27 protein-coding genes and 1 pseudogene are annotated in these 22424 nt (G+C 38.5%); 4 read left to right on the top strand and 24 right to left on the bottom strand.

What is annotated here, in order from left to right:
- Positions 1-20 precede the first annotated feature (20 nt).
- From MKX74_RS11445 to MKX74_RS11415, 7 genes are all read right to left on the bottom strand, one after another.
- A complete protein-coding gene (locus MKX74_RS11445; RefSeq protein ID WP_341180563.1) occupies positions 21-350 on the bottom strand; it encodes a low molecular weight protein tyrosine phosphatase family protein in 330 nt (109 codons plus the stop codon).
- 154 nt (positions 351-504) lie between these two features.
- Complete coding sequence (locus MKX74_RS11440) at positions 505-924, bottom strand: DUF7674 family protein (RefSeq protein ID WP_341178431.1); 420 nt, start codon at positions 922-924, stop codon at positions 505-507.
- Between the two features lie 198 nt (positions 925-1122).
- Positions 1123-1539, bottom strand: a complete 417-nt coding sequence (locus MKX74_RS11435) for a hypothetical protein (protein WP_341178430.1) — start codon at positions 1537-1539, stop codon at positions 1123-1125.
- 238 nt (positions 1540-1777) lie between these two features.
- Positions 1778-2428 carry a hypothetical protein gene (locus tag MKX74_RS11430; protein ID WP_341178429.1) on the bottom strand — a complete coding sequence of 217 codons (651 nt, stop codon included), beginning with the start codon at positions 2426-2428 and terminating at the stop codon, positions 1778-1780.
- A 78-nt stretch (positions 2429-2506) separates the two neighbouring features.
- The gene (locus tag MKX74_RS11425; protein WP_028591466.1) at positions 2507-3463 is read right to left on the bottom strand and encodes an IS30 family transposase; all 957 of its coding nucleotides are present in this window, start codon (positions 3461-3463) and stop codon (positions 2507-2509) included.
- Between the two features lie 1350 nt (positions 3464-4813).
- Entirely contained in the window at positions 4814-5065 is a 252-nt protein-coding gene (locus MKX74_RS11420; RefSeq protein WP_341178428.1) for a hypothetical protein, read from the bottom strand.
- Between the two features lie 319 nt (positions 5066-5384).
- Complete coding sequence (locus MKX74_RS11415) at positions 5385-5714, bottom strand: DUF3024 domain-containing protein (protein WP_341178427.1); 330 nt, start codon at positions 5712-5714, stop codon at positions 5385-5387.
- A 555-nt stretch (positions 5715-6269) separates the two neighbouring features.
- On the opposite strand from MKX74_RS11415, the gene MKX74_RS11410 reads away from it, so the two are divergent.
- Complete coding sequence (locus tag MKX74_RS11410) at positions 6270-6644, top strand: hypothetical protein (protein WP_071784161.1); 375 nt, start codon at positions 6270-6272, stop codon at positions 6642-6644.
- 504 nt (positions 6645-7148) lie between these two features.
- On the opposite strand, the gene MKX74_RS11405 is transcribed toward MKX74_RS11410, so the two are convergent.
- Complete coding sequence (locus MKX74_RS11405) at positions 7149-7373, bottom strand: helix-turn-helix domain-containing protein (protein ID WP_018883096.1); 225 nt, start codon at positions 7371-7373, stop codon at positions 7149-7151.
- Positions 7374-7526: 153 nt separating this feature from the next.
- On the opposite strand from MKX74_RS11405, the pseudogene MKX74_RS11400 reads away from it, so the two are divergent.
- Positions 7527-7813, top strand: a pseudogene (locus tag MKX74_RS11400) (hypothetical protein).
- Positions 7814-7990: 177 nt separating this feature from the next.
- On the opposite strand, the gene MKX74_RS11395 reads toward MKX74_RS11400, so the two are convergent.
- From MKX74_RS11395 to MKX74_RS11360, 8 genes are all read right to left on the bottom strand, one after another.
- Complete coding sequence (locus MKX74_RS11395) at positions 7991-8512, bottom strand: hypothetical protein (protein WP_341178426.1); 522 nt, start codon at positions 8510-8512, stop codon at positions 7991-7993.
- Positions 8513-8641: 129 nt separating this feature from the next.
- Positions 8642-8989 carry a hypothetical protein gene (locus MKX74_RS11390; protein WP_341178425.1) on the bottom strand — a complete coding sequence of 116 codons (348 nt, stop codon included), beginning with the start codon at positions 8987-8989 and terminating at the stop codon, positions 8642-8644.
- A 459-nt stretch (positions 8990-9448) separates the two neighbouring features.
- Complete coding sequence (locus MKX74_RS11385; RefSeq protein WP_341178424.1) at positions 9449-11380, bottom strand: hypothetical protein; 1932 nt, start codon at positions 11378-11380, stop codon at positions 9449-9451.
- Between the two features lie 145 nt (positions 11381-11525).
- Positions 11526-12062: a hypothetical protein gene (locus MKX74_RS11380; protein ID WP_341178423.1), complete on the bottom strand. Its 537-nt coding sequence runs from the start codon at positions 12060-12062 to the stop codon at positions 11526-11528.
- A 207-nt stretch (positions 12063-12269) separates the two neighbouring features.
- Positions 12270-12755 (bottom strand): EutP/PduV family microcompartment system protein, encoded by a 486-nt coding sequence (locus MKX74_RS11375; protein WP_341178422.1) that lies wholly within the window; start codon positions 12753-12755, stop codon positions 12270-12272.
- Positions 12756-12958: 203 nt separating this feature from the next.
- Positions 12959-13528, bottom strand: a complete 570-nt coding sequence (locus MKX74_RS11370; RefSeq protein WP_341178421.1) for a hypothetical protein — start codon at positions 13526-13528, stop codon at positions 12959-12961.
- A gap of 141 nt (positions 13529-13669) precedes the next feature.
- Positions 13670-14065 carry a contact-dependent growth inhibition system immunity protein gene (locus tag MKX74_RS11365; protein WP_341178420.1) on the bottom strand — a complete coding sequence of 132 codons (396 nt, stop codon included), beginning with the start codon at positions 14063-14065 and terminating at the stop codon, positions 13670-13672.
- A gap of 202 nt (positions 14066-14267) precedes the next feature.
- Positions 14268-14474: a helix-turn-helix domain-containing protein gene (locus MKX74_RS11360; protein ID WP_028589153.1), complete on the bottom strand. Its 207-nt coding sequence runs from the start codon at positions 14472-14474 to the stop codon at positions 14268-14270.
- A gap of 171 nt (positions 14475-14645) precedes the next feature.
- Between MKX74_RS11360 and MKX74_RS11355 the strand changes: the two genes are divergently transcribed.
- The gene (locus tag MKX74_RS11355; protein ID WP_028589154.1) at positions 14646-14933 is read left to right on the top strand and encodes a hypothetical protein; all 288 of its coding nucleotides are present in this window, start codon (positions 14646-14648) and stop codon (positions 14931-14933) included.
- Positions 14930-15124 (top strand): hypothetical protein, encoded by a 195-nt coding sequence (locus tag MKX74_RS11350; protein ID WP_341178419.1) that lies wholly within the window; start codon positions 14930-14932, stop codon positions 15122-15124. Before MKX74_RS11355 ends, MKX74_RS11350 begins: the two co-directional genes overlap by 4 nt.
- Before the next feature lie 23 nt (positions 15125-15147).
- Here MKX74_RS11350 and yqeK read toward each other — a convergent pair whose 3' ends face one another.
- From yqeK to MKX74_RS11310, 8 genes are all read right to left on the bottom strand, one after another.
- Positions 15148-15765, bottom strand: coding sequence for a bis(5'-nucleosyl)-tetraphosphatase (symmetrical) YqeK (gene yqeK, locus MKX74_RS11345; RefSeq protein ID WP_341178418.1), 618 nt, complete (start codon positions 15763-15765; stop codon positions 15148-15150).
- A 143-nt stretch (positions 15766-15908) separates the two neighbouring features.
- Positions 15909-16223, bottom strand: coding sequence for a hypothetical protein (locus MKX74_RS11340; protein ID WP_341178417.1), 315 nt, complete (start codon positions 16221-16223; stop codon positions 15909-15911).
- Positions 16224-16395: 172 nt separating this feature from the next.
- Positions 16396-16728, bottom strand: a complete 333-nt coding sequence (locus MKX74_RS11335) for a DUF3024 domain-containing protein (protein WP_341178416.1) — start codon at positions 16726-16728, stop codon at positions 16396-16398.
- A gap of 233 nt (positions 16729-16961) precedes the next feature.
- Positions 16962-17471, bottom strand: a complete 510-nt coding sequence (locus MKX74_RS11330; RefSeq protein WP_341178415.1) for a GNAT family N-acetyltransferase — start codon at positions 17469-17471, stop codon at positions 16962-16964.
- 480 nt (positions 17472-17951) lie between these two features.
- A complete protein-coding gene (locus tag MKX74_RS11325; protein ID WP_341178414.1) occupies positions 17952-18260 on the bottom strand; it encodes a hypothetical protein in 309 nt (102 codons plus the stop codon).
- 444 nt (positions 18261-18704) lie between these two features.
- Positions 18705-20426, bottom strand: coding sequence for a helix-turn-helix domain-containing protein (locus tag MKX74_RS11320; protein ID WP_341178413.1), 1722 nt, complete (start codon positions 20424-20426; stop codon positions 18705-18707).
- Between the two features lie 45 nt (positions 20427-20471).
- Complete coding sequence (locus MKX74_RS11315) at positions 20472-21248, bottom strand: (2Fe-2S)-binding protein (RefSeq protein WP_341178412.1); 777 nt, start codon at positions 21246-21248, stop codon at positions 20472-20474.
- A gap of 1 nt (position 21249) precedes the next feature.
- Positions 21250-22290 carry an ABC transporter substrate-binding protein gene (locus MKX74_RS11310; RefSeq protein WP_341178411.1) on the bottom strand — a complete coding sequence of 347 codons (1041 nt, stop codon included), beginning with the start codon at positions 22288-22290 and terminating at the stop codon, positions 21250-21252.
- Positions 22291-22424: the final 134 nt, after the last annotated feature.

Here is a 22424-nt window from a genome sequence, read left to right as displayed (position 1 = left end):
TGCTAATATTTCGAACTTAGTTATTCGGGCACTTCAATATGTTCTGATACTCTTGATTTCAATATTTCTATTAATTCTTCATCCATATATTGATAATCGTCTGGGATATCAAGACAGATTAATCGTTTATTCTTTAGACTGATTGGAAATTTATCTTTAAGTCTTCTCGTATGCTTCTTCTCCATTACAAAAATTAAGTCCGACCATCCAATGTGTCCTTTAGTTACCTTAATTCTTGCTCCTTCTTCCGTTCCTGCCGATCTTACTTCATAGTCATTGTATCTATCAAAAATCTTCTCAGCAGTTAAACTACGCCATTTATTACGACTACAGATAAAAAGTAATTTAATGTCTTGTCACCTATCCCTTTATGAGCTTTGGTTATTAATAATAACTTAAATTATGTTTCCCCGATTTCTTATAACGTTCTAGTATTGACGACCCTACATACGCCCTGAATATTATGTTAGATGATGTTGCTTGCTTCTTGATTAACTTGAAAAATTATGGTTGCTCTTGAATAGATCCTCCAACGTATGGAGTCTCTCCATTCCAAAAATCATTTAAATGGTTCCACCATCGTTTTGATTCTGGTTTTAATAACCTTTCAAATTCACTGTATTCTATATTCTTGTCAGGTAATTGGTTCTGAAATGTTTCTAAAATACCGATTGTGGCAAACTCTTTGACATATAAATCCCCATTTATATGGAGTTGTTCGATGACTTCAAATAATTCATCAAATTCATCCGTCTTTTTGCTCTGATAACATTCAATAACATGTTCGATGAAGTCACATATATCTACATAGAGTAATCTCTCTTCTCCAATTTCATAATTCTCTTTGATGTACTTTTCATATCTCCTCTTGTAAGAGGGGAAGGCTATTAATAATCTATCTAGAATTTGTTCTTTTTCAATCATTTTATTATTCACCTTTAGATTCAAGATCTTTGTTTCTAATTTTGGCGATTTCATCTAAACGTTCCTGTAGGTTAGTCGGTGCGGATTTGTCCGCTGAATCTACTTCTCTGCCAATCATCTCTCGCGGACCGAGGGTCGTCAGTCCCGATGCATGGATATGATGTTATGTGAGGTTCTCGACTACGTCAGGATTGCCAATTATTCTTGATAATTCATTAAATATTTGTTGTAAACATCAGTCTCCAACTCTTTAATTCTAACTCCATGTACCCCTTCTTCCTCTATTCCTCTGATATAAAGAAGAGGTTTTAATTTATTATCGAAAACAATACAACAAAATCCCCAATCTTGGTTCATAAACTCTTTTCTTAATTCCTTCGCTGATTTGATATCTGGAAAAAAGCAAATTCTATTCGAATAATTAATAACTTGTATAACATGATTCAACTTAGTTAGATTGTTGTTGGTCAAAAATGTATCAACATCTTCTTCGTGATATACATCCAAAAACATAATTGAATTATCGTCAATTAGAAATTTTTCTAGAACATTCAAGGTATTACAATTGAGCATCTTAAAGTATGGAGGCATTTGAGTAGTTTTTATTTGCTTCATTCATTCACCTTATTTTATGTTTTAATCGAGAATTTCATCTAACGTTCCCGTATTCACGACGTCTCACCGACTTAAGGCTCAGTCAGGAGCCGGAAGCGATGCGGTTAGTCGGTACGGATGTGTCCGCTGATTCAGCTTCTCTGCCGAATCGCATCTCGCGGACCAAGGAGCCGAAAGGCTCCAATGCCTGAAAATATTGTTATCAGAAGTTACTTGTCATCCAGGATTCTCCATCTAATTATTTTATAAACTCCTTGAATTCATCTAGATTTGAGAATACTTTTTGTTCCTCATTATATTCAAGAATAAACATATTTTCATAAACAATTGGTAAGGGTTTCATTCCAGACTTTATAACAAGAACGCCTTTTACATCTCTATTTAGTAGCAAACTATTAAATTGGCTACTTTTGTAGGCATGCACATAGTTATGCAGTTGCCTAATGCCATTGTTAATAACGTCACGATTACTAGATGCCTTTAACTCAAAAATAATATCTTTATCAAAAGTTCTACCCAACAAATCAATTATTAGTGATTCTTTTATATTTGTAAGTGAAACTTCTGGTTTTAGATCCAAAAATAAGGATGTTTCTACAAGAGCATTATAAACATTCAACTCGAATTGAAGAATGATATTCTTATAATTTTGGGGTTTGCTCAAACTTGGACTGCCTGCCTTCAATTCTTTCTCTTCCCGTTTCAATTTCTCATCCTTTTCCTTCGGATTAGCATGTCCTACTCTAAAATCCCAAAATTTATCTCTTCCCCATGCTAAAGCTGCAAGATTTTCCAAGAACTCCAGCTTTGTAATTATTGTAGCGATAATAAAAATTGATACTGCACTCACCCAAGTATTATTTGCCATTAATGAAAGTATAAAAACCAAAAAAATGCCGGAAGTTTTGAAGAGTTTTTCTTCTTTCGACCCATTTGAAAACAGTGCAATTATTGATGTGACGGATTGTCAAGCCAAGTGCGACAGTTCCTCTGAAAAGGATTCGTGAGCGGTCCTCCAGTCCAGACATTTACGTGGTCTTTGGTTGATCAAGTGCAGAGCGTTTTCCAGAGCTTCATCCGTGATTTGCGCGAAATCGGTCCCCTTGGGGAAAAACTCTCGCAAGAGGCCGTTGGCATTCTCATTCGAGCCGCGTTGCCAGGAGGAATACGGATCTGCGAAATACACCTGTACGCCATGAGTAGCTTCCAAGCTGGCGTAACAGGCAAACTCCTTGCCACGGTCTGCGGTAGCGGTTTGAAATGCATGGGTAGGATACTGTGAGGCCGCTACACCAAAGGCAATCTCCATGGACAACGCGGTACGGTCTGGCATCCGAATGGCGGTGTACAAGCGGGTTTTGCGTTCGATAAACGTGGCCAAGCAGCCCTTGCTTTTCCCACGGCCTGAGACGACTGTATCGAGCTCCCAATGGCCGAAGGTCTCCCGGGAACGAACCACTTTCGGACGCTGAGAGATGGCCTTACCCACAGCGAACTTGCCGCGTGTCTCTGCAGGTCTCTGCCGTTTACCTTTGTGCCGTAAAACCGTAAGCACGCCTTTTACCAAACGGCCTGTATACAGCCAGCGATAGATCGTTTTAAAACATACCATCGCTTGACCCTCCTGACGCAATCGCTCTACGGTTTGCTCCGGAGACCAGGTCGCCTGAAGCTTTTCTTCGATGCGACTCGCCAGTTCTAGATTCCACTTACCTCCGGAAACTGACGCCTTACGGCGCTGGACATAGCCCTCTTGCGAGTTCTCCGCGCAGTACGGGTGTTCTGCTGCATTTCGGCGGAGTTCACGGCCAATGGTGGCATGATGTCTGCCAAGTTCCTTGGCAATCGCTCTGGTACTTTTCCCCTGCTGGTGGAGGATTTCTAGCTTGCTTCGCTCGATTATGCTAAGATGTGTGTAGCTCATGGTGGATTCTCCTTGTGTGAATGTGGTGTAGGAACCTTCATTCTACACGAATCCGGCCATGGGCTCTTTGGTATATTTATTTCCAGTAGGTGTCGCACTTCATATTACAATCCGTCATGTAATAACTCCTGCAATGAAAGAGATTGCGATAATTACATTACTAAGGTATGAGCCATTCTCAATTAAGTAATTTATCACTTCCATAAACTAACCTCCAATTAATTCAAAAGTAATTTCTGATAACGTTCCTGTATTCACGACCCGACGTATGTCGGACGTCCGGCGACTGCCGGGCCAAGAGCGTATGCTCGCAGCGTGAATATTATATTAGGCGACGTTAATTCTCCATTGATTCTGCTTCAAGATATAATTTTAATTCTTCTTTTGATTTTATATTTCTTAACTTATAATCTTTCACCATCTTTTTTAGAGCGTTTATATTAAATCTATACTTCCTAAAAATTAAAATTAAGGCTAATAATTTTTGGTATTTTTTCTTGATATTTGTTCTGACGAGAATCTGTTCGTAAAAACACATATAACGAAGGACAAAAAGTAAAGGAAGGTGTAGTAAGATACCTATTACATCGAAAACATCTTCTGCCAGAAATCAATTTTATAAGTATCTTCATAATTCTTTGTTAGCCCGATAATAGCTGCAATAATAATAATCAAACTAATCAAGAGCATTAAAAAGTTCAAAAGTTTTTTAAGTTGATAATATTTTTCGTCAACTTTTGTAACAACTAACATACCTCCAATTACGAAAAGAAGTGGGGCAAGAATTAGCTCAATCCATAAAGGAAAAGTGTATTCGTTAATAATAAAAATCGGAATTTGCTTAACTTAAAAACTTCTTTAAATACCCCTACCATACTTAGTTCCATATACTTTGTAGAAATCTTAGTTATCAAAGGATATAAAGTAAGGAAAATCTAGACTACATAATCCTTAGTAACTCCTCTTTCAAGAATTTCGAAATGATACATAGCAACAAATACAGTAATAATATAGACATTGGTGATTATAAAAATAGGATGTCTCAGTAAGTGAATCATTGATTTTAATATTTGCGGAATAGAAGAACGTGTACTTTTCATCGATAAAGCGTACAAAATAAATATAATTAGCCATATAATTAGCGCTTGTTCTCTAGGATTAAACAAAGATATTATCTCTCACTTTCAATTGATTTCGCCTAACGTTCACGTATTCACGACGCCCAGCAAATGCTGGGTGTGTCCGGCTACTCTTGCTTCCCCGAATTCCTTCTGCCGGACCGAGGGCGTATGCCCGATGCGTGAATATGGTGTTATCTGGAGGTGCTGACTTCTTGATCAACTTTCAGGATTACTTCTTTCTCAATTCTTCTGTTTTTTTCATGTATTCTTCATATGATTCATTAATTTTTCTTATACAAATCTCTTCCCATATTTCTTTTAATTTTTTATAGTTTTCGTTATCATCAAATGAATCCGGATTCATTTCTCCGCCAAACCCAATCCATGCATCTTCTTCAAAAGATGATTCACCCTCATTATCTGAGTAAGCAATTTCATTGGGTGCTTTCGTATATGCTAAATGCTTACACTGATTCTCCAAACAATAATATCCAGGGAATTAAACCCTCTCTTACAAAACTCTGGTACCTTCTTATTATGGATATGATCCTCGTTATCATCATCAATGCCGTACAGACAGTGGAGTTCTAGGATTACATGTTTGATTGGCATCTTATCCCTCTAATCATTTTCTGGTTTTCGTCTAATATTTTCAGTACTTTCGCTTAACGTTCCTGTATTCATGAACCCCAAAGCGGTTGTCTGCTGAAATGCCTCTCTGAATTCCTTCCCGCAGACCAAGGCTCCATCGGAGCCGCAGCGTGAATATTATGTTATGAGATGTCATTGACCTCTTCGAATTAACCCCAAAACAGTCCGTTATGACCCTCGTCTACAATCTTTAACTGTGTTTCAAAATCTTCATTCGGTTCGATATCATCTATGAAATACCATTTCCCTTTACTGTCTTGCCAATATATTTTCCATTCCTTTTCTTCTAATCTGAACTGTGCTACAGGCTTCTGCACCCATTGATCACTTTTGTACCCTTGTCTTTCTTCTATCAATGTCACATGATTTCCTCTGATCTTGTAACTGATTCTAATTTGGCTTTTCACATGTTCTGGTACTGCATTTTTAGTATATTTGTCCATGATCTTCATAATCCGATTCTTCGTAAAGTCATCCATCGATTCTGCATCTCCTTGCCTTGATCCGTTTTAATCTGTTTTATATCACGATGATGTCTCATAACGTTGTTGTATTCACGAAACGCCCCTGCCTTAGATGGCTCTTATCTTAGGCTGGGGCGTTTGTTGTCTGAGCTTCTTCCATGATTATACATCTGGCAACCGAGGGGCGGTAGCCACAATGCGTGTATACGTTGTTATAGGATGTTAGCATCTTCTTCGAAAAACTATTGGAAGCTTGTTGTTCCTTATCGAATCTCCTTCTTTCGCCACAGGGTAGCAACCTTCTCTTGAGGGTAAAAATATGCCTTTTCCATATCGTTGTTTTAACTTTTTTTAAGGTTTCCTCCTCCTCCGGCATAAGCCCTTTGGTAATGCTTTTTTTCTACTTCCATAAAAAATTCATTGAATCCTTCGACTAAATTAGCGCTCTTTGTCATACGACCGACACCTATCCTATTTTAGTAAAATCAGATTATCACCCTGCTCTATTTGTCTATACCATTCATAAAAACCGCAATATACTATATCAACCTTAGAAAAGGAGTGATTTAGTTGGCAAACAGTGATGTACGTCTTGCACTTTGGTCTGGTACCAATTTTTCTGGTCGTCGGATCCTCTTCAGACGTGGAGGGGTTGCGGTTCGTGATCTTGGAGCGTTTCGGTTTGACAATGCGCTTTCAAGCTTTCGACTCAGAAATGTTGTGCAAAGCACTCAAGTAACACTTGTACTGTTTTCGGGAATTAACTTTCAGGGGTCATTCCGGGTGTTCCGTGGCAGTCAAAATGTGGCTAACTTGGGTAATTTCAATTTCAACAACGTCACATCTTCGTTAATCTTGGTAGGCCGCAATCTTACTAACACGGAAATATCTCAAATTCAAAGCACTGGAAGACCGCCTCGAGACATTCTTATTATAAGACAATAGCACTAAATAATATGGCCTTTTGGGATAGGAAAACGACAGTCTACTATACCAGCGGCAATCTAGGGCTTATTTATCGTCCAAGGCTTACGATTTTATTGAACGCAACAAAGGCTCAGGGTTGCTTATTCTACGCCCTGAGTCTTTTTTCAAATTGAATTTGGTTATTTTTTAACCATCTTTCTCTAACTGCTGAGTAAAAGTAGTTTTACCCGAGCCCGCTACGCCACACATCATTACCACCAATGAAACAGTTGGATCTTTCTAAAGAATCATATCTTTTTTTCAGAGTTCTCATACATCAGTATTCTCCTTTCATCTTTGGTTTAGCTATGTTTATATTTTTGTTTTGCGCTGATTTCCTATAACGTTCCTGTATTCATGAACCCCAAAGCGGTTGTCTGCTGAAATGCCTCTTCGAAATCCACCTAGCAGACCAAGGCTCCGAAGGAGCCGCTGCTTGAATATTATGTTATACGACGGAATCTCTTCTCGAAGCGGCTCTCACTATTTATTTTCTTCTGGTACATATTCAATCAAATCAGACAATTTACAATTAAACGTATCACACAACTTGAAAAGTGTTTCTAATTTTGTTGTTTCTATATTCGTCTCCCTATATAACTTGTTAATTGAGTTACGACTTAGACCTGATCTCACCATCAATTCCGTTATATCATCTATTCGATGTTCTGCCATGAGTTCTCGTATATTACACTTGATTACGTTCATCTTTTCCCCTCCATAGCTCTATCTTATCTTCCACATTAGTAATCATCAACGAAAAGCGAAGTTTTAACTCTATAAAGTCAAATATTCACCTTGTAATTACCTTTATAAGGTTATATAATAACTCTATAGAGTTAATTGAAGGAGGGATATTATATGATTAATACATTAGAAACGCTAAAGAACCGCTAGTAAGAATACGTCTAGAGTTACTCTATACGGAGCTTCTGAAATGTCATACGGAATACAATCAGCTTTCTACTGAGACAGATCAATACTTTAAAACACTCCGCGATGCTTTGCCCGATCAACTTCAACATACCGTTTTTCTTTACGAAGACGCTCAAATTTCTCTACAATCCATCTTAGAAAGAAGTATCTACATACAAGGTTTTAAAGACGCGCTACAACTCTTTAGTGAATTGCAAAACTCTAGCATTTAGAGGGTCATATAATCCTCTTTCTTCTCTATTGTTTTTGATTCTATCGTGTAACGTTCCTGTATTCGCGACGCCCGGGTGTGTCCGGCTGTACCTACTTCCTAGAAACTCATCTGCCGGACCGAGACTTATCGGAAGTGTGAATGTACTGTTATATGTCGGTGCCTTGAGTTACTTGTATTAGACTTCTCTGTTTAGAAATAACTCCATTATCTCTACTTCTTTAAGAAAACGAGCTTCTATATTCTCCTCATGCTTTTCATACTCATCTAGATAGTCTAGCACACCTTCAAGCATTCCAATTCTCATTAGAACAGACATATCACTAAGTGAGTCCTCTTCTTCTAATAAAGTTCTTCTTAGCTTCTCCAATTCCATTTTCCTTTCAATTAACTCTCGAAATCCTTTTAAGGATTTATCTTTATTATATGTAAATTTTCTTCGTAGATTTATGTTTTCCAATTGCTCTTTATACTCACTGATTCTTTCAATTCTCATCTTTACAGCATGATCATATCTTAACTGATCAGGACCAAAACGAAATTGGGTTCTCCAAGCGACAAATGTCTTTTCAGGCACGTCTAAGATTTTAGCTCCATCCCATTTATCTAATCTTCTATCCACACACAATTCATACATTACTTCTTTTAAGGACTTACCGTACTTAGCTTCTACTAGCTCTTTGTATTCTTTATTTGCCATCACGAGTTCCCTCCTTTAAATTCTATCTTCGCACTGTCATATAACGTTTCTGTATTCACGACTCAGCCCATGCTTAGTGTCCGGCTGAATGTCGGACCAAGGGCGTATTCCCTCAGCGAGAATATTATGTTATACGGAGTCATCTTCTTCTCTAGAAACATGCACTAATGTCCATGCATTTCTTGAAAAAGTATTATCGATAGCTATGATATTTATTAAGTTATATATCTCCATCGGGGCAGAATATAATTCCATGAATTTATTAACTTTAACAGGCAAGAAATTCTTGGTCGAGGCGTGCCATGACCACATATTTCTATCTTTAAATTCTTTCATAATATTCAATTTAGTTTCGAAGATAAATCTATACGAGTTTCCTCTCCATTCTTCTGGGAGATGAGCTAATATTTCATTCAATCCAGCAGCAATCCAAATCAGAGCTTGTTTTTCATTATTTTCTTTGTTTTCCCATAACATTTCAGCAGTTCGGTTAAAACCTACTACCGTATCCCAATCAGCCCCCAGGATGCCTCTATCATTTAACTTTTTTGTTCTATATTCAATTTCATTAGTCGGCCACCAATCTATTATTCCAGTTCCAATGTTAAGATTAGGATTCGATTGTGATTGTATTTGAACTTGTTTGAAGATCGGATATTTAATAGATTTATAGCTATAATTTTCAACAAAATATCCAAGACGAGTAGACTTCTGTCCATGAAAAATTTTCAGAATTCATTTTTGATCTCCCTTTTGTAAAATGCTTTTCTATGAGATGATTTCGTATAACGTTCCTGTATTCACGACGTCCGACGAAGTCGGATGTGTCTGCTGAGCCCGCTTCTCTGAAATCCATCCAGCAGACCAAGGGTCCGTCAGGAGCCGCCGCTTGAATATTATGTTATGTGACGTTTGGACCATCTTTGAATTACTTAATCATTGTTTGAAATCCCTTTTCGTACAAAAGTCATCATTTATTTTTATTACAGTTAAAATAAATATTCTCAATAAAATCAAATAATTCTGATTATGAATTTCCTTATCATTCTCTATATTCGGTTGAATGTGACTATATTTGTTCCGTAAATCTAATCCATTATTAAATTGCGATTTATTAAGAGTATAATTGATATAATCTGTTTCCTGTCTAGAAAAGAGAGTGCTCTCAAATTCAATTATTCCCTTATCTTGTAACTCATCTAGTAGCTTACGCTTATACTCTGAACATTTCCAATAGCACACTACTTCATTAATATAAAAATCATATAAAAGTAAGGCTAGTTGGTAATCTTTAAAAGTTATAATTTCATCTTCGTCAATAGATAAATATTGTTTCTGTATGAGCCATTCAATTTCTTTCAAGTTGTAACTCGGAATTTCATTTTTATTCAATCTTTCATTTGTAAGTAACTCAAAAAAGTTGTTATAAGACTCAGTTGATCTTTCAAGGTATCCTAGTCCACACTGATCTGAAAAAAGCAAGTAAATTAAATAATTAAATTCATCCCCACAACCATAGGCATATTTCTTTGATATCAAGGATGGAATATTTTTGTAGACAAGATGTTCAGATCGAATTTCAAGTAACTCAAAGTCTATATGTCCATCTTCAACAAATAAAATAAATTGCTTAAGAACTGATTCTAAAGCAGGTGTAATATAAGTGCATTTCTCAAAAAAAGGAGAATTTACTGAGGGCATTTTCACTTTAAAGTTGTGTGCATCAAACTCTGCAAGCAAATAATCTTCAAAAAACCATTCAATGATTTCTTCTAATCTTATCCCAATACTAAAGAGCTGATGATAATAACCTGACATTTGGAGTAATGACAAAACGTTCTTACGCTCAAATACAAAACCAACAATATATGCGTTTTGAGATGAAATAAAAATATGGCGTTCAAACACTCCCATCTCGCTTGTCTTATTAACATTTGTACTTCTCATTTGTAAATCAACAAATTCAAAAAGATATATAAAATTATTAAGTAAAGTTGGAAAATCCCTATTTTCTTCAATCCATTTCGTGCTGTACGTTGCAGCTATGGTTTGACCTTCGTATATCAACTTTACTTCCTCATTCTGACTTTTCGAAAAACTCACACTTATCTCCATTGGCATTCCAGAGTTCTCTACGAAATATTGCTTTTCTAGTTCTTCTGCTTTTCGCTTTGCTTTTAATAAGACTTTGGGTGAGATTTCAAGTTTATCTTTACTACTCTGTATGTTAGCAATAAGCCGTACATAGTTCAAATTAGGTTCTTCACTATCCAAATAGCTTGAAATAATTGATACTTTATCCAGACTACTTAATTGTTTCGGAAAATGTATGGCTTGGGGTTCTCTATGATGTTTTAATTCATATTTATCCAAAAGCATTTGGACTGATGATAAGGGATCAGACAACATTTTATCTTTAATTATTTCACCATAGTGATTCGTGATGTTCTTAGACTTTAATAATTCTCCCAGAGATACACTAGTTGTACTCAAGAATATCTTGAAACAGTCGGATGTGATATTCTCATATACCTTGAATTTATCTATAAGTTCCCAAAAATCATCTCTATAATTTCTTTCGACTCTACTATACATTTCTAATAAGTTATCATCATTAATTGTCTTAAAGAACTTAGCGACTATTCCAAAGAGTTTATTAATTTTCTTTTCCAAACCAGCTATAGTATCAGGTGTCCAATCACTAAGATATACTTTATTATCGAAATACTTTTTTGCATTATAAAGTTCAATTACATCATTAATATCATCTACTTCTTCGTTGTAATATTCATCTATCAATGTTCGGCTTTTCAATAAATTTCTTCCATACAGAATATCATTTATTGAATAGAATTTTATTCTCTTCATGTAAGCTCCTTATCTATAAATGGATTTTTTTCCTAATGTAACATAACGTTCCTGTATTCACGACCCGACGTATGCCGGGCCAAGGACGAATGTCCGCAGCGTGAATATTATGTTAGGCGATGTATTGCAACTTCTTCGATTTCGCTTAAAAATTATTACCATTTGTCTTTCTTTCTCTAATTTCAGTAATTATCCGACAGTATTTTTCAATATCAAAATTAAATTCTAATTCATTGGCATCCATTATGCTTTTAAGGTGCTCGAATTTTTGTATTAATTCTCTAGAAAATTCAAAAATCTGAGCCCATAGAAAGATAAACTTATTTGAACTTTCGATAGTCTGATCATTGAAAGGGGATTGCTCAGTTAACCAAATTATTCTGTCGGCCTCGTGGATTACTTCAACATAGTAACCGCCACAACCAAATATTCCGCAGGTGCATGTAAATAAAGGATATATTCCTGGATTAAGTAAGGATTTAAAAAATTCTTCTACTACAAATACTTCATCTTCATCTAGTTTATTCTCATTAATATATAAGAGGAGTCTCCAATCAACTATAGGAACCATTCGACCTTTTACTCTTGTAATATTCTTGTATGTTTTTCTGGTCTCTATTTTCATCTCTATAGACAACTTATCTGGTTTGAATTCCCTATCTTTCTTTGAGTGAAGCTCCATATTTCACCTCTGTCTTTTACGATCCTTATAAGTCATTGCAGTATTTCGCTTAACATTCTTGTGTTCACGAGCCCGAGAGACTTAAGGGAGCGTAGCGACTGGGTGCGAAGCACTTAGTCTCGCAGGGTTGTCTGCCTGATCCACTTCTTCGCCTAACTCTTCGGGCAGACCAAGGGGGGTTGTCCCCTGCAGCGTGAACACGGGTTATCAGATGTTGTCATCTCTATTGTCAGTTAATCTAATAAGTTTATTGTTATACAATTGTAATCTCTCTTCGAAACTAATACGACTTCTTTCAAAATCTCTTGTCCATTTGTACATCATCTTTAACATTTTTATATCTGGTTTATAATGACTCTTTTCAATACCGAGTTTTTGTTTTAGAAACCGTATAAAAATTCTAAGCTTCCGTTTCCATAATGGTGTATCAAGAAAAATTATTGTATCAGCCATATCAAATAAGCATCGATATGATTCTCTATCTGTTCCTTCGAATATCCAAGATCCCCTACTGTCAATATTGTTAATTACCGCAATTTGTTCTTCCTGTGTTCGTTTATATCTTTCATTTTCTATTTGATGATGAACAATACAGTCAAGTTCAAACCATGGAATACCTAATTTCTTTGATAATCTCTTGGCTAATGTTGTTTTACCACTTGCTACTATACCAATTATCAAAATTTTGTTCATTTGAGGTTTTGCTCCTAATAAATTTTGCACTTTGGCAATTTCCGATAACGTTCTCGTATTCACGACGCCGAGAGGCTTAAGGGAACAAAGTTCCCGGCTGCGCTTGCGTAGTTGCCTCGTAGGTGTGTTCGCCTGACTCCACTTCTTGTCGATTTATTCAGGCGAAGCTAGGAGCTGTTAGGCTCCGCCGTGTGAATATATTGTTATCGGATATCCCCTCTTACAGTGCGGCTTAAAAATGATATTATTGAAGAACTCTTAGATAGCAATGGGTTTATTTTTATGAGATCTTGAATAAACAATTCAATTTTGCTTTCTACTTGATCAATGAACTCATTTACAGTGATACAGATATTTTTCTCTTTGTCTCTATTTGAATTGATAAAGTAATTATCTTTATAGACAATGAAATCACCAAGATCTCCCGCTTCATAAAACAACTCTGATATGTAAACATAATCATTGATCCTTCTAAACTCTAACCAGACCCATGGGCTTTCAATATAATGTATAGCAACATAATCAGATATTTGCTTCTTAAACGACTTAGCCACCAAGTATAGCTGTTCAAAATGTATCAAAAGTGCCTCTGAGAATATTTCAGGGTTTTTACCTATTGTCTCCTCTGAAGGGTATGGAAGATAGTAATAATCTCCCAACCTAACATTGAATTCACCGTAAATGTTCTTATATTCTCTTTCTAATTCTTCAAGATCTGCTAACCTTAATTCATCCTCGTAATATACTTTGTATATTATTTTTATTTTTACCATTCCTTAATTTAAGGGGATTTCCGATAACGTTTCTGTATTCACGACCCGACGTATGTCGGAGTCCGGCGAATGCCGTACCCAGGGCGTATGCCCGCAGCGTGAATATTATGTTATGTGGTGTACCGGCCTTCTTGAATCTACTTACAAATGATCGCTTCTGTATTTACTTATGTGCTCTTCTAATGTCTTTCTCGCTTCTTCATAGATTCTAATCACTTTATCCAATTCATTCTTCAACTCTTTATGTTCTTTCCAATATTCTTTCTCCACTTTGAGTATCGAACAAAGTAAATCTCCGATATATAAATCTCCTGATCCGAATGGGTTCTGTATTAATTGCTCTAAGGCTAGAGGTAAAAGAAAATCTAGATTCATTTGTTGCCCAATCAAAAGTCTTAAATCTTCATTATTCAATTCACAAAGAGGTTTATTCCTTAATCGATGTACTTGGATCACTAATGAAGAAGCAAAATTCGGTTCGCCCCAATATTTTCCTTCAAGTTCTTCAAGGGTTTTGGTTAGATCTATTTGTTGCATGGCTTCACCCTCTTAAATAAATGGTTTCCGGTATGTCACATAACGTTCCTGTATTCATGGACCCCGAAGGGGTTGTCTGCTGAAATGCTTCCTGAAATCCTTCTCGTAAGACCAAGGCTCCAAAGGAGCCGCTGCTTGAATATTATGTTATACGACGGAATCGCTTCTCTGATTGACCAAAATCTTCTTTTCTTCTTTAACTTTATTCGGGATCTGCTTTATGTTCCAATAAATCTCCAGGCTGGCATCCCAATGCTGTACATAATTTATCAATTACTTCTAACGATACATACTCGTTTGTATTGAGCTTTGCCATCGTCGCCGATGAAATACCCGTCATTTTCAATAAATCTTGTTTCTTAATTTCTCTGTCAATCAACAATTTTTGAAATGGTTTATAACTTATCATTGGGTACTCCTTCATATCCGTATTGAATTTTTCTTTAATTATATGAAAATATATTTCCTTAATCAAAAATATATTTGATATGTCTTGAATATATTTTTCGTTATGATAAAATAATATTCAACAAGTTAAATTTTTGTTCGCAAAATAAAATATAACGGAGTGTGATCATTTATGCATCATTCTTTAGAAGTCTTACTTGATTCGTTGATACGTAATCGAATTGAAGCCTTATATAGCGATCTTCTCAAGAACAACACCATTTATAATCAATTCTCATCTGATCGAAATCTTTACTTCAAACAGTTACATGAACTTCTACCTCAGGAAATGCATAAAACTCTATTTCTTTACGATGATGCAGACCTCTCAGTTCAAACAATCCTAGAACGTGAAATCTACTTGCAAGGTTTTAAGGATGCTCTTCAATTACATAATGAATTAAATATAACTTCTAATTGAGAGCCAAACGGCTCTCTTTTCATTTGATTCTGTCACATAACGTTCCTGTATCCACGACGTCCCACCGACTTAAGCGACCAACGGGAGCGGCCGCGATACGGTTAGTCGGTGCGGATGTGTCCGCTGATTCTGCTTCCCTGCCGATCGCTTCAAGCGGACCGAGGGCCGTCAGGCCCGAAGCGTGGATATGATGTTAGCAGATGTTAATGTCATCTTAGAATTGCTTCAAAAGTTCTTCTCTTGCTTTGATTAACCACGGATGGACTAATTTCAATTTGTCTCTTTGTTCCCATATGTTATTTAAATAGATTAGTATTCCTTCTGTTATTTTGTGTTCATCCACTTTTGTTCGTATGTCCTTCAAATATTGATGGTCTCCTGGAAGTTCCCATGAGATCTTATCAGAAATAAATAAGACTTTATCCAATAAAGAGGAATGTGGCTTCATAGTTGTATGACACTCTATTGCACTTAACATTTCTTGATCATCAATTTTAAATATTTCAATAGCCATTGCTTTTGATAGCTTTTGATGTACGATTCGGGCATAAGTTCTCTCTTCCGGCAAGATTTCTATTGAAAGCACTTCTGCAACATGTAACATTTCTTTCACTGGAATGACATTACTTATATCATGAAGAAGTCCTACTTGCTCCGCTTTCAATGGATCTGCATTATATAATTGAGCAATTCGTCTTGCTTCAGCTGCGACTTTCAATGTATGTTCCAATGTTTCTTTGTCATTATGTATTGTGAAAAACTTCTGGATATCATACTTTAGGTCATTCGTTAATTTAAAGTTTGGCACAAACTGTTCAAGTATGGTGTTCATGTTTTTGGGTTCCCCTTTGCATTAATTTCTGCTAACGTTCCTGTATTCATGAACCACGGAGGGGTTGTCTGGCGAATGCCAGATCAAGGACGAATGTCCGCAGCGTGAATATTATGTTAGATGATGTTGCTAGCTTCTTTGAATCACTCACTATATGATCTTGAGGCTTTAATCAATTCATCTTCTTCATCAAAAACTCCCAACACTCTGTCAATATCACTTACTTCATAGCTTCTGACTACAATAAGCTGTTGCATATGAAGACCTGGTGGGTCAGTGTTTGGTCTAGATAAGTTATTTAATAATCTTTCTGGTGTATATAAAATGCTCCATCTTTTGGAACCATCCGTGAAATACATCGTGATTTCTATCCAATTCCATTCTTCTGGATTATCAGTTTCAACCTCATCATCGAAATGCCATCTTAATAACCTTGGTCTTAAATTCAGTTCTTTCACAATGTTTTCACCTCTCTTTGTAACCTAGCAATTTCAGCTAACGTTCCCGTATTCATGAACCCCAAAGGGGTTGTCTGCTGAAATGCCTCTTCGAAATCCACCTCGCAGACCAAGGCTCCAATGGAGCCGCCGCTTGAATATTATGTTATGAGATGTCATTGACCTCTTCGAATCAACCCCAAAACATTCCATTATGCCCCTCGTCCACTATCTTTAATTGTGTTTCAAAATCTTCATTCGGTTCGATATCATCTATGAAATGCCATTTATTTTTACTATCTTGCCAATAGACTTTCCATTTTCTTTTTTCATCTATTCTGAACTGAGCTACTGGCATCTGCACCCATATATCACTTTTGTAGCCTTGTCTTTCTTCTATTAGTGTCACATTGTTTCCTCTGATCTTGTAACTGACTTTAATCTGGTTTTTCAAATGAACTGGTACTTTGTTTTGTGTGTAACTGTCCATAATTTTCATAATCCGCTTCTTCGTAAAATCATCCATTTATGGCTCTCCTGTCTTATCCATTTTACTCTGTTTATATCACAATGATGTCTCATAACGTTACTGTATCCACGACGTTCCACCGACTTAAGCGACCAACGGGAGCTGCCGCGGTGCGGATGTGTCCGCCTGAATCCAACTTCCCAACTACTCTCCTTCTAGCGGACCGAGGAGCCGTTAGGCTTCGATGCATGGATATGATGTTATATGATTGGGATGCCTACTCGAATTACTTAACAATTCGGAATCTCGAAAGTTTGTGAAATCACTTTTTGTAGTCCTAAGCCATCAATCTCAATAGTCTCTTGTTCTTCGAAGAAATCAATATTATGTTCTTCATAGTATTTCTTCCAAAATCTCACTGCTGGTTTATTTCCCACTAGTTGACCGATACTAATTTTTCCTTTTAATTGCTTAAATACTTTCTCTATTCCTAACGAAGCAATTCTATTACCGCGATATTTCCTCAATAAAAATAATTCCTGTATTGTAAAATTAACTCCTTCTGGAACAAACGGAGGGGAACAAACTAATATGAAGCCAATTGGTTTACCTAGATGCATAACAAAAAATGGATGCAACTCCTCTCTCTCTAGGTACAGGTAAGTATTTGTTGGATCAAATTTCCCATCATCTTTTAGATCTTCACAGGTATATTCTGATAAGTCATACAAATATAAATTATACAAATTCAAAAAAGTATCGGCTTGATCTTTTGTTATTTTTGTAATCTCAATATCCACTTGAAATGACACCTCTTTTTTTATATTCTTTGCACCCCTTTCATATAACGTTCCTGTATTCAGGAACCCCGAAGGGGTTGGCTGTATGCAACCGCTTCCCCCAAATTATCTACGGCAGACCCAGGGCCGAACGGCCCGCAGCGTGAATATTATGTTATCTGCTGTTTCTCTCTTTTTCGATTAATCAGTTAGCAAATCTTTCATTAACCATTCATTATTGTTTCCGTCTTTCGAAACAAACCAAATATGACTATACTTTTCCGGTTTATATATTGCACTTTTGTATTTAAGAAAATCACTCATTCCATATACAGGAGAAGCATTTCTGATTAAAAGGGCTATAGGGTAATTACGTATATGATATCCTATACAGTGATTTTTGCGAAGAAAAATTTGGTGAAAAAGGGGGGATCTTCTGCACCCCAAAGGGAATCAAGCAACCTTCCAATGTCTTCTTAATTCTTTACCCAAGCTGTAATACTAATCAATTTGCTCTGATGAATAATAATAAACCATTGAACCAGCCACTATTTCGCTTGGCGATCCCCCTTTCCCCAAACAAATACCAATATTCTTTTTACCCGCAATTGAATGGTTGATCTGAGAAGAAACAACATCATATATCCGCTCTTCTCCATCCACTGTTTTAATCACGATCTGATCACTGATAATCTCTTGGATTTTTGAAGGAAGAAGATCATCCAACTCTTCGTTCGCCCCCATCACGATAGTTCCGTATTCAGGTGTATCGAAGACCAAACCTACGCCAAACAACATCTTTGTTTCCATTCTCTGACCTCCTTATCTCTAATCTATGAATACTCGCCTTTAACATCTCGTAATCGAAGATCGGCGTTATGAAGTCTAACTATGGCATCTCTCAATAAAGCATAACGTTCAGTAGAATTGAGTTCAGGTGCGAGTCTTGCTACTAGAATGCTTGCTTGAGCCACATCAAGGGCATAGTTTCTTTTCACAACCTCGGGCTTCAGGAGAATCTACTTTCGTTAACATTAATTACACTATCAACGATATGTAAAAAGCTACAACTCTTTAATCACTTGATCAAAGTTGTAGCTCCTGATCCTGATACACTTTTTTCGTTATCATGTTTGTATATTTTAATCTCGTGATTTCAATCAGTTCATTTGGCTGCATTATATTCAGGATATTCTCCACTAATCCAATACACCTTGGATATACGTAAATAGGGGAGTCACAGTTCAACTCCCCTCACCCCAACAACGCCTGCTCAATCTGATCCACAATCCCATTAATCCCCATCGGCCCATAACAACCAATCCACATTGCCGCATCTACCGAATGCACTCGTTGCTCTTCGTCCCCACCAAGCATCCCCAAAACCCGCTGCTCTGTCGCAGATATCCCATCCTGCATAAGTTCATTACTTAGCAAAAAGTAGTGATTTGCCTGCACTGCTGGTAATCTCTCAACCGAGATATGATAGGCTGTGTCGGAGGTATCTGTGACAAATAACGGAACAGGCAGACCTAGATCACGGTACAGCACAGCCCCTGTGCGATGAGCGGCGGAATGCACGCGAACGAGAGAGTCCAGCGGACGGATCAGAGCGACGCTTTTGCCTGCTAATACGGAAGCTAATTCCTCAGACAACAAAGCCGTTCTACGAAGATAATCCGCAATAATCTGCCTGCCTTCTGCTCGTTTACCTGTCAGTTCACCGAACAGACTAAGGGTTGTCTGCCAGTTCTCATTACGTTTGAACATCAGCACAGGAGCAACCCCACTTAACCGTTCAAGATACTGCTCATGCACCTCAGTGCAGATAATAAGATCCGGTGCAAGTCGTTCTACGGCAGGCAAATCGGGGTATTCATACGTACCCAGTAATTCGGTGTCCTGGAGACCTGCCCGAAGGGACTGGGGGAAAGATAACACGCTGCTTCCTAGTCCAACACTCCCTACCGGAGACAAGCCCAGCGCCAGCAAATGATCTGCATACTGCACATCAAGGACAGCGATACGCTGTGGTGTTTCGGTGACGGTGTACTCCCCTTGCATATGGCAGATGACCGGTCCTTGGGCTGATTCATAGGATGAAGCTGTGCGGTTTTGCAGTAGAGCTTTCGCATAGTCTGCATCGGTTCTCGAAGCGGCAGCATGCCGGTAATGCAGCGGTGGGACGCCAACATACTTTTTAAACGCCTTGCTAAAATAATACATATCCCGATAGCCCAGCTTGTCGGCAATTTCCCCTATGGAAGCATCCGTATGACGTAGCATGCGTGAGGCACTTTCCATGCGTAGCTGAATGACGTACTCCATCGGTCCGAGGTGCTTTTCTTGTTTGAAGCGGCGCTGCAACTGTCTTACACTACAGCCCGCGAGGGTAGCCAGATCTTTCAGCTCCAGGTTTTGACGATAATGCGACGCAATATAGGAAGCGACCACATCCACCATGTCGGGCTCCGCTCCCCCCTGACCACGTTCATATGCCATGATCAGTTCGTAGATCATCCCCTGGAGCAAAGCATTGGCATAAAATCGTTCCAGCCCTTCGCCGCGGCGCCATTTGGCAACGATTTTTTCGGCGTTTTCGATCCATTCGGCATGGGCTACCGAGTTTTGTACAAATGATCTACGCAGCGGATGTTTTCGGTACGAAGGCATAACAATAGAGGCTCCCTCCATAGAAGAAGCCTTGTACTTGATCACCATATAATGAATGTCCTCTGATCTGGCCGTCAGCGTGTAGGATGATCCCTTCACCGCATGACAGGCAAAAGAAGCTCCAATGTGGCAACCCTCGCCATCCATTGCAAGTTCCCCTTCCCCTCCGTATGCCAGCAGCAGTACATTAGAAGTTACATTTGTTTCGTGTAAAATGCTGCCTGTCTGCAAAGTACCGCTATATCCGTCAAGCATCTTGATTGCTGTATCACTCCAACCACTTGTCTGTTCTTGCAGCGGCATTTCTCTCATCTCCTGACAATCGCATAGGTATAATCATTGCTGTTGTCATTGTAGTTGAGATTCTTTCTCATTGTCAATTTTCGGACATTTGAGACAATATTCCCCTGACATCTGGTAGTAAAAGCAGCAGGTGATCCGCTCACTTTTGGCAACATGCACATTGTCCTTACAATCGGTAAAACGGGTCAACGGATTCTTTCTCTCACCAAACACTTGCCCCGATGCCACCTGCGTCAAATAGGAGAAGTCCTCTTGAATGATCTTACGTTCCTGCTCCGTCTCACCTTCATCAGGAGCGAATAGTCGCCCGATCCGTACCATGATATTCTCCCAGAGAATACTCATCGAAAGGGGTGCAATCGTAGCAAGTGTCTTTAACAGAGGTGTCAGTTGAACTGCAAACATCTCCTGGACCGCCTTTTCCCGCCATATGTCCCGGTCTCCAGTCAGTTCTTCAGCCCGAAGCTCGTTCACCGCTAGAAAAGGAAATCGTGTACCCTCCTCATGTTCTTCGAGTTTCGGATGATAGAGAAAGGTGTTCTCCAGCTCAAAGGTTACATGCTGATGATGAAACGTCATCGCGGTCACCAGCGGAGCCGTCCATAGATAGCCAAGTCGCTTGGCTAACATGGAAGCAGCAACCTTCATGTCTGGTGCATCGATATAATGTTGAAACCAACTGATATACTCTCGGCACGCCTCTTCGTCATGCAGCTCACTCAGCGCAATGCTACGGACACTATGTTGAGGCGGCTCGCCAAGCAAAATCGAATGATCCTCCACCGTCTCTTTCCATATGTCTGTCGAGAGATATCGGCTCATATTAGTTCGATCCGAGCAGGGCTTCCGAAGCCTGATCTACAATCAGATTAATCGCAAGCGGTCCGTAGTACGCGATCCATAGTGTGGAGTTTACATCATACGTACGGTTATTTTTCACAGCATCAAGAGACTTCCATACCGGATTGTTCACCATCGCCTCTGCTTCTACGGCAAACAGCTCATCCGACAGGACAAAATAACGATCTGCTCCAATCTCAGGAACTTTCTCCATCGAGACTTCTACGGAAGTATCATCCTTGATTCCCTCAACGAGTGCAGGCATTTTCAAGCCCAGATCATTATACAGAATAACACCTGTACGGTGCTCGAGGCCATGAACACGAATGCCTTCTTTACGCGGACGAATCAGCGCTACCGTCTCATCACCCAGCTTCTCAGCCAGTTTCGTTTTCATTCCTGCCACTTTCTCTTCATATGCTGTACGTACTTTCTCTGCCTCGTCCTGCTTGCCAGTAATTTTAGCCACGGTAGCTAACGTATCGCGCCAGTCTTCGTAGAAATCGAGTACCAGGATAGGTGCAATTTTACTCACACTCTCATAATGCTTCTCTTGGAAGTCGGTCATGATGATCAAATCTGGATCTAAGGCTACGATGGCTTCCAGGTTCGGCTCGTCCCGTGTACCCAGAACTTCAACGCCATTCGCCTGATCACCCAAGTATTCTGGAAAATCAGTGTTCCCTCCAGCGATAACACTACCTGCCGGCTTTTCGCCAAGCGCTAACATTTGATCCAAAAACTTAACATCCAGCACGGCAACTTTCTTCGGTTTTTCGTTTAGCGTGATGTCGCCCATCATACCCTTGATCGTTACTGGAAAAGCGCCGTCGGTCTTCGTCTCTGTACTCGCAGGTGTATCCGAAGGTGTTGCCGCGGATTGTTTACCGCTATCTGTACCTGCTCCGGCACCACACGCCGTCAGGACTAGAATCAGGGCCAACATCAAGCCCATCAGTAATCGTGATTTGTGAGCAGCATAGCCTTTGCTTTCGGCCGCTTGCCCGTTTGTTCCTTGTTTCATTTGTAAATCCCCCTTATGCATACTAGCGATAATGATTTTCATTATCGAAACATAAAGAGAGCATAAACGATCTGTGCAGCGTGTTACCATGTACTTTTGCGACATTTCAGTCAGACTAATGCGACATCATGATT

The sequence above is a fragment of the Paenibacillus sp. FSL K6-1230 genome (genome assembly GCF_038002385.1).
Classification (GTDB): domain Bacteria; phylum Bacillota; class Bacilli; order Paenibacillales; family Paenibacillaceae; genus Paenibacillus; species Paenibacillus massiliensis.
Note: the sequence above shows the minus strand (reverse complement) of the source record. Positions and strands in the feature narration are given on the sequence as shown.

Bases quoted from the DNA above. Each gene is read 5' to 3' on its own strand.
- MKX74_RS11440 (WP_341178431.1), bottom strand. From the start codon at position 924: ATGATTGAAAAAGAACAAATTCTAGATAGATTATTAATAGCCTTCCCC.
- MKX74_RS11435 (WP_341178430.1), bottom strand. From the start codon at position 1,539: ATGAAGCAAATAAAAACTACTCAAATGCCTCCATACTTTAAGATGCTC.
- MKX74_RS11425 (WP_028591466.1), bottom strand. From the start codon at position 3,463: ATGAGCTACACACATCTTAGCATAATCGAGCGAAGCAAGCTAGAAATC.
- MKX74_RS11415 (WP_341178427.1), bottom strand. From the start codon at position 5,714: ATGGATGACTTTACGAAGAATCGGATTATGAAGATCATGGACAAATAT.
- MKX74_RS11405 (WP_018883096.1), bottom strand. From the start codon at position 7,373: ATGAACGTAATCAAGTGTAATATACGAGAACTCATGGCAGAACATCGA.
- MKX74_RS11395 (WP_341178426.1), bottom strand. From the start codon at position 8,512: ATGGCAAATAAAGAATACAAAGAGCTAGTAGAAGCTAAGTACGGTAAG.
- MKX74_RS11390 (WP_341178425.1), bottom strand. From the start codon at position 8,989: ATGTTATGGGAAAACAAAGAAAATAATGAAAAACAAGCTCTGATTTGG.
- MKX74_RS11385 (WP_341178424.1), bottom strand. From the start codon at position 11,380: ATGAAGAGAATAAAATTCTATTCAATAAATGATATTCTGTATGGAAGA.
- MKX74_RS11380 (WP_341178423.1), bottom strand. From the start codon at position 12,062: ATGGAGCTTCACTCAAAGAAAGATAGGGAATTCAAACCAGATAAGTTG.
- MKX74_RS11375 (WP_341178422.1), bottom strand. From the start codon at position 12,755: ATGAACAAAATTTTGATAATTGGTATAGTAGCAAGTGGTAAAACAACA.
- MKX74_RS11370 (WP_341178421.1), bottom strand. From the start codon at position 13,528: ATGGTAAAAATAAAAATAATATACAAAGTATATTACGAGGATGAATTA.
- MKX74_RS11365 (WP_341178420.1), bottom strand. From the start codon at position 14,065: ATGCAACAAATAGATCTAACCAAAACCCTTGAAGAACTTGAAGGAAAA.
- MKX74_RS11360 (WP_028589153.1), bottom strand. From the start codon at position 14,474: ATGATAAGTTATAAACCATTTCAAAAATTGTTGATTGACAGAGAAATT.
- MKX74_RS11355 (WP_028589154.1), top strand. From the start codon at position 14,646: ATGCATCATTCTTTAGAAGTCTTACTTGATTCGTTGATACGTAATCGA.
- yqeK (WP_341178418.1), bottom strand. From the start codon at position 15,765: ATGAACACCATACTTGAACAGTTTGTGCCAAACTTTAAATTAACGAAT.
- MKX74_RS11335 (WP_341178416.1), bottom strand. From the start codon at position 16,728: ATGGATGATTTTACGAAGAAGCGGATTATGAAAATTATGGACAGTTAC.
- MKX74_RS11325 (WP_341178414.1), bottom strand. From the start codon at position 18,260: ATGGAAACAAAGATGTTGTTTGGCGTAGGTTTGGTCTTCGATACACCT.
- MKX74_RS11320 (WP_341178413.1), bottom strand. From the start codon at position 20,426: ATGCCGCTGCAAGAACAGACAAGTGGTTGGAGTGATACAGCAATCAAG.
- MKX74_RS11315 (WP_341178412.1), bottom strand. From the start codon at position 21,248: ATGAGCCGATATCTCTCGACAGACATATGGAAAGAGACGGTGGAGGAT.
- MKX74_RS11310 (WP_341178411.1), bottom strand. From the start codon at position 22,290: ATGAAACAAGGAACAAACGGGCAAGCGGCCGAAAGCAAAGGCTATGCT.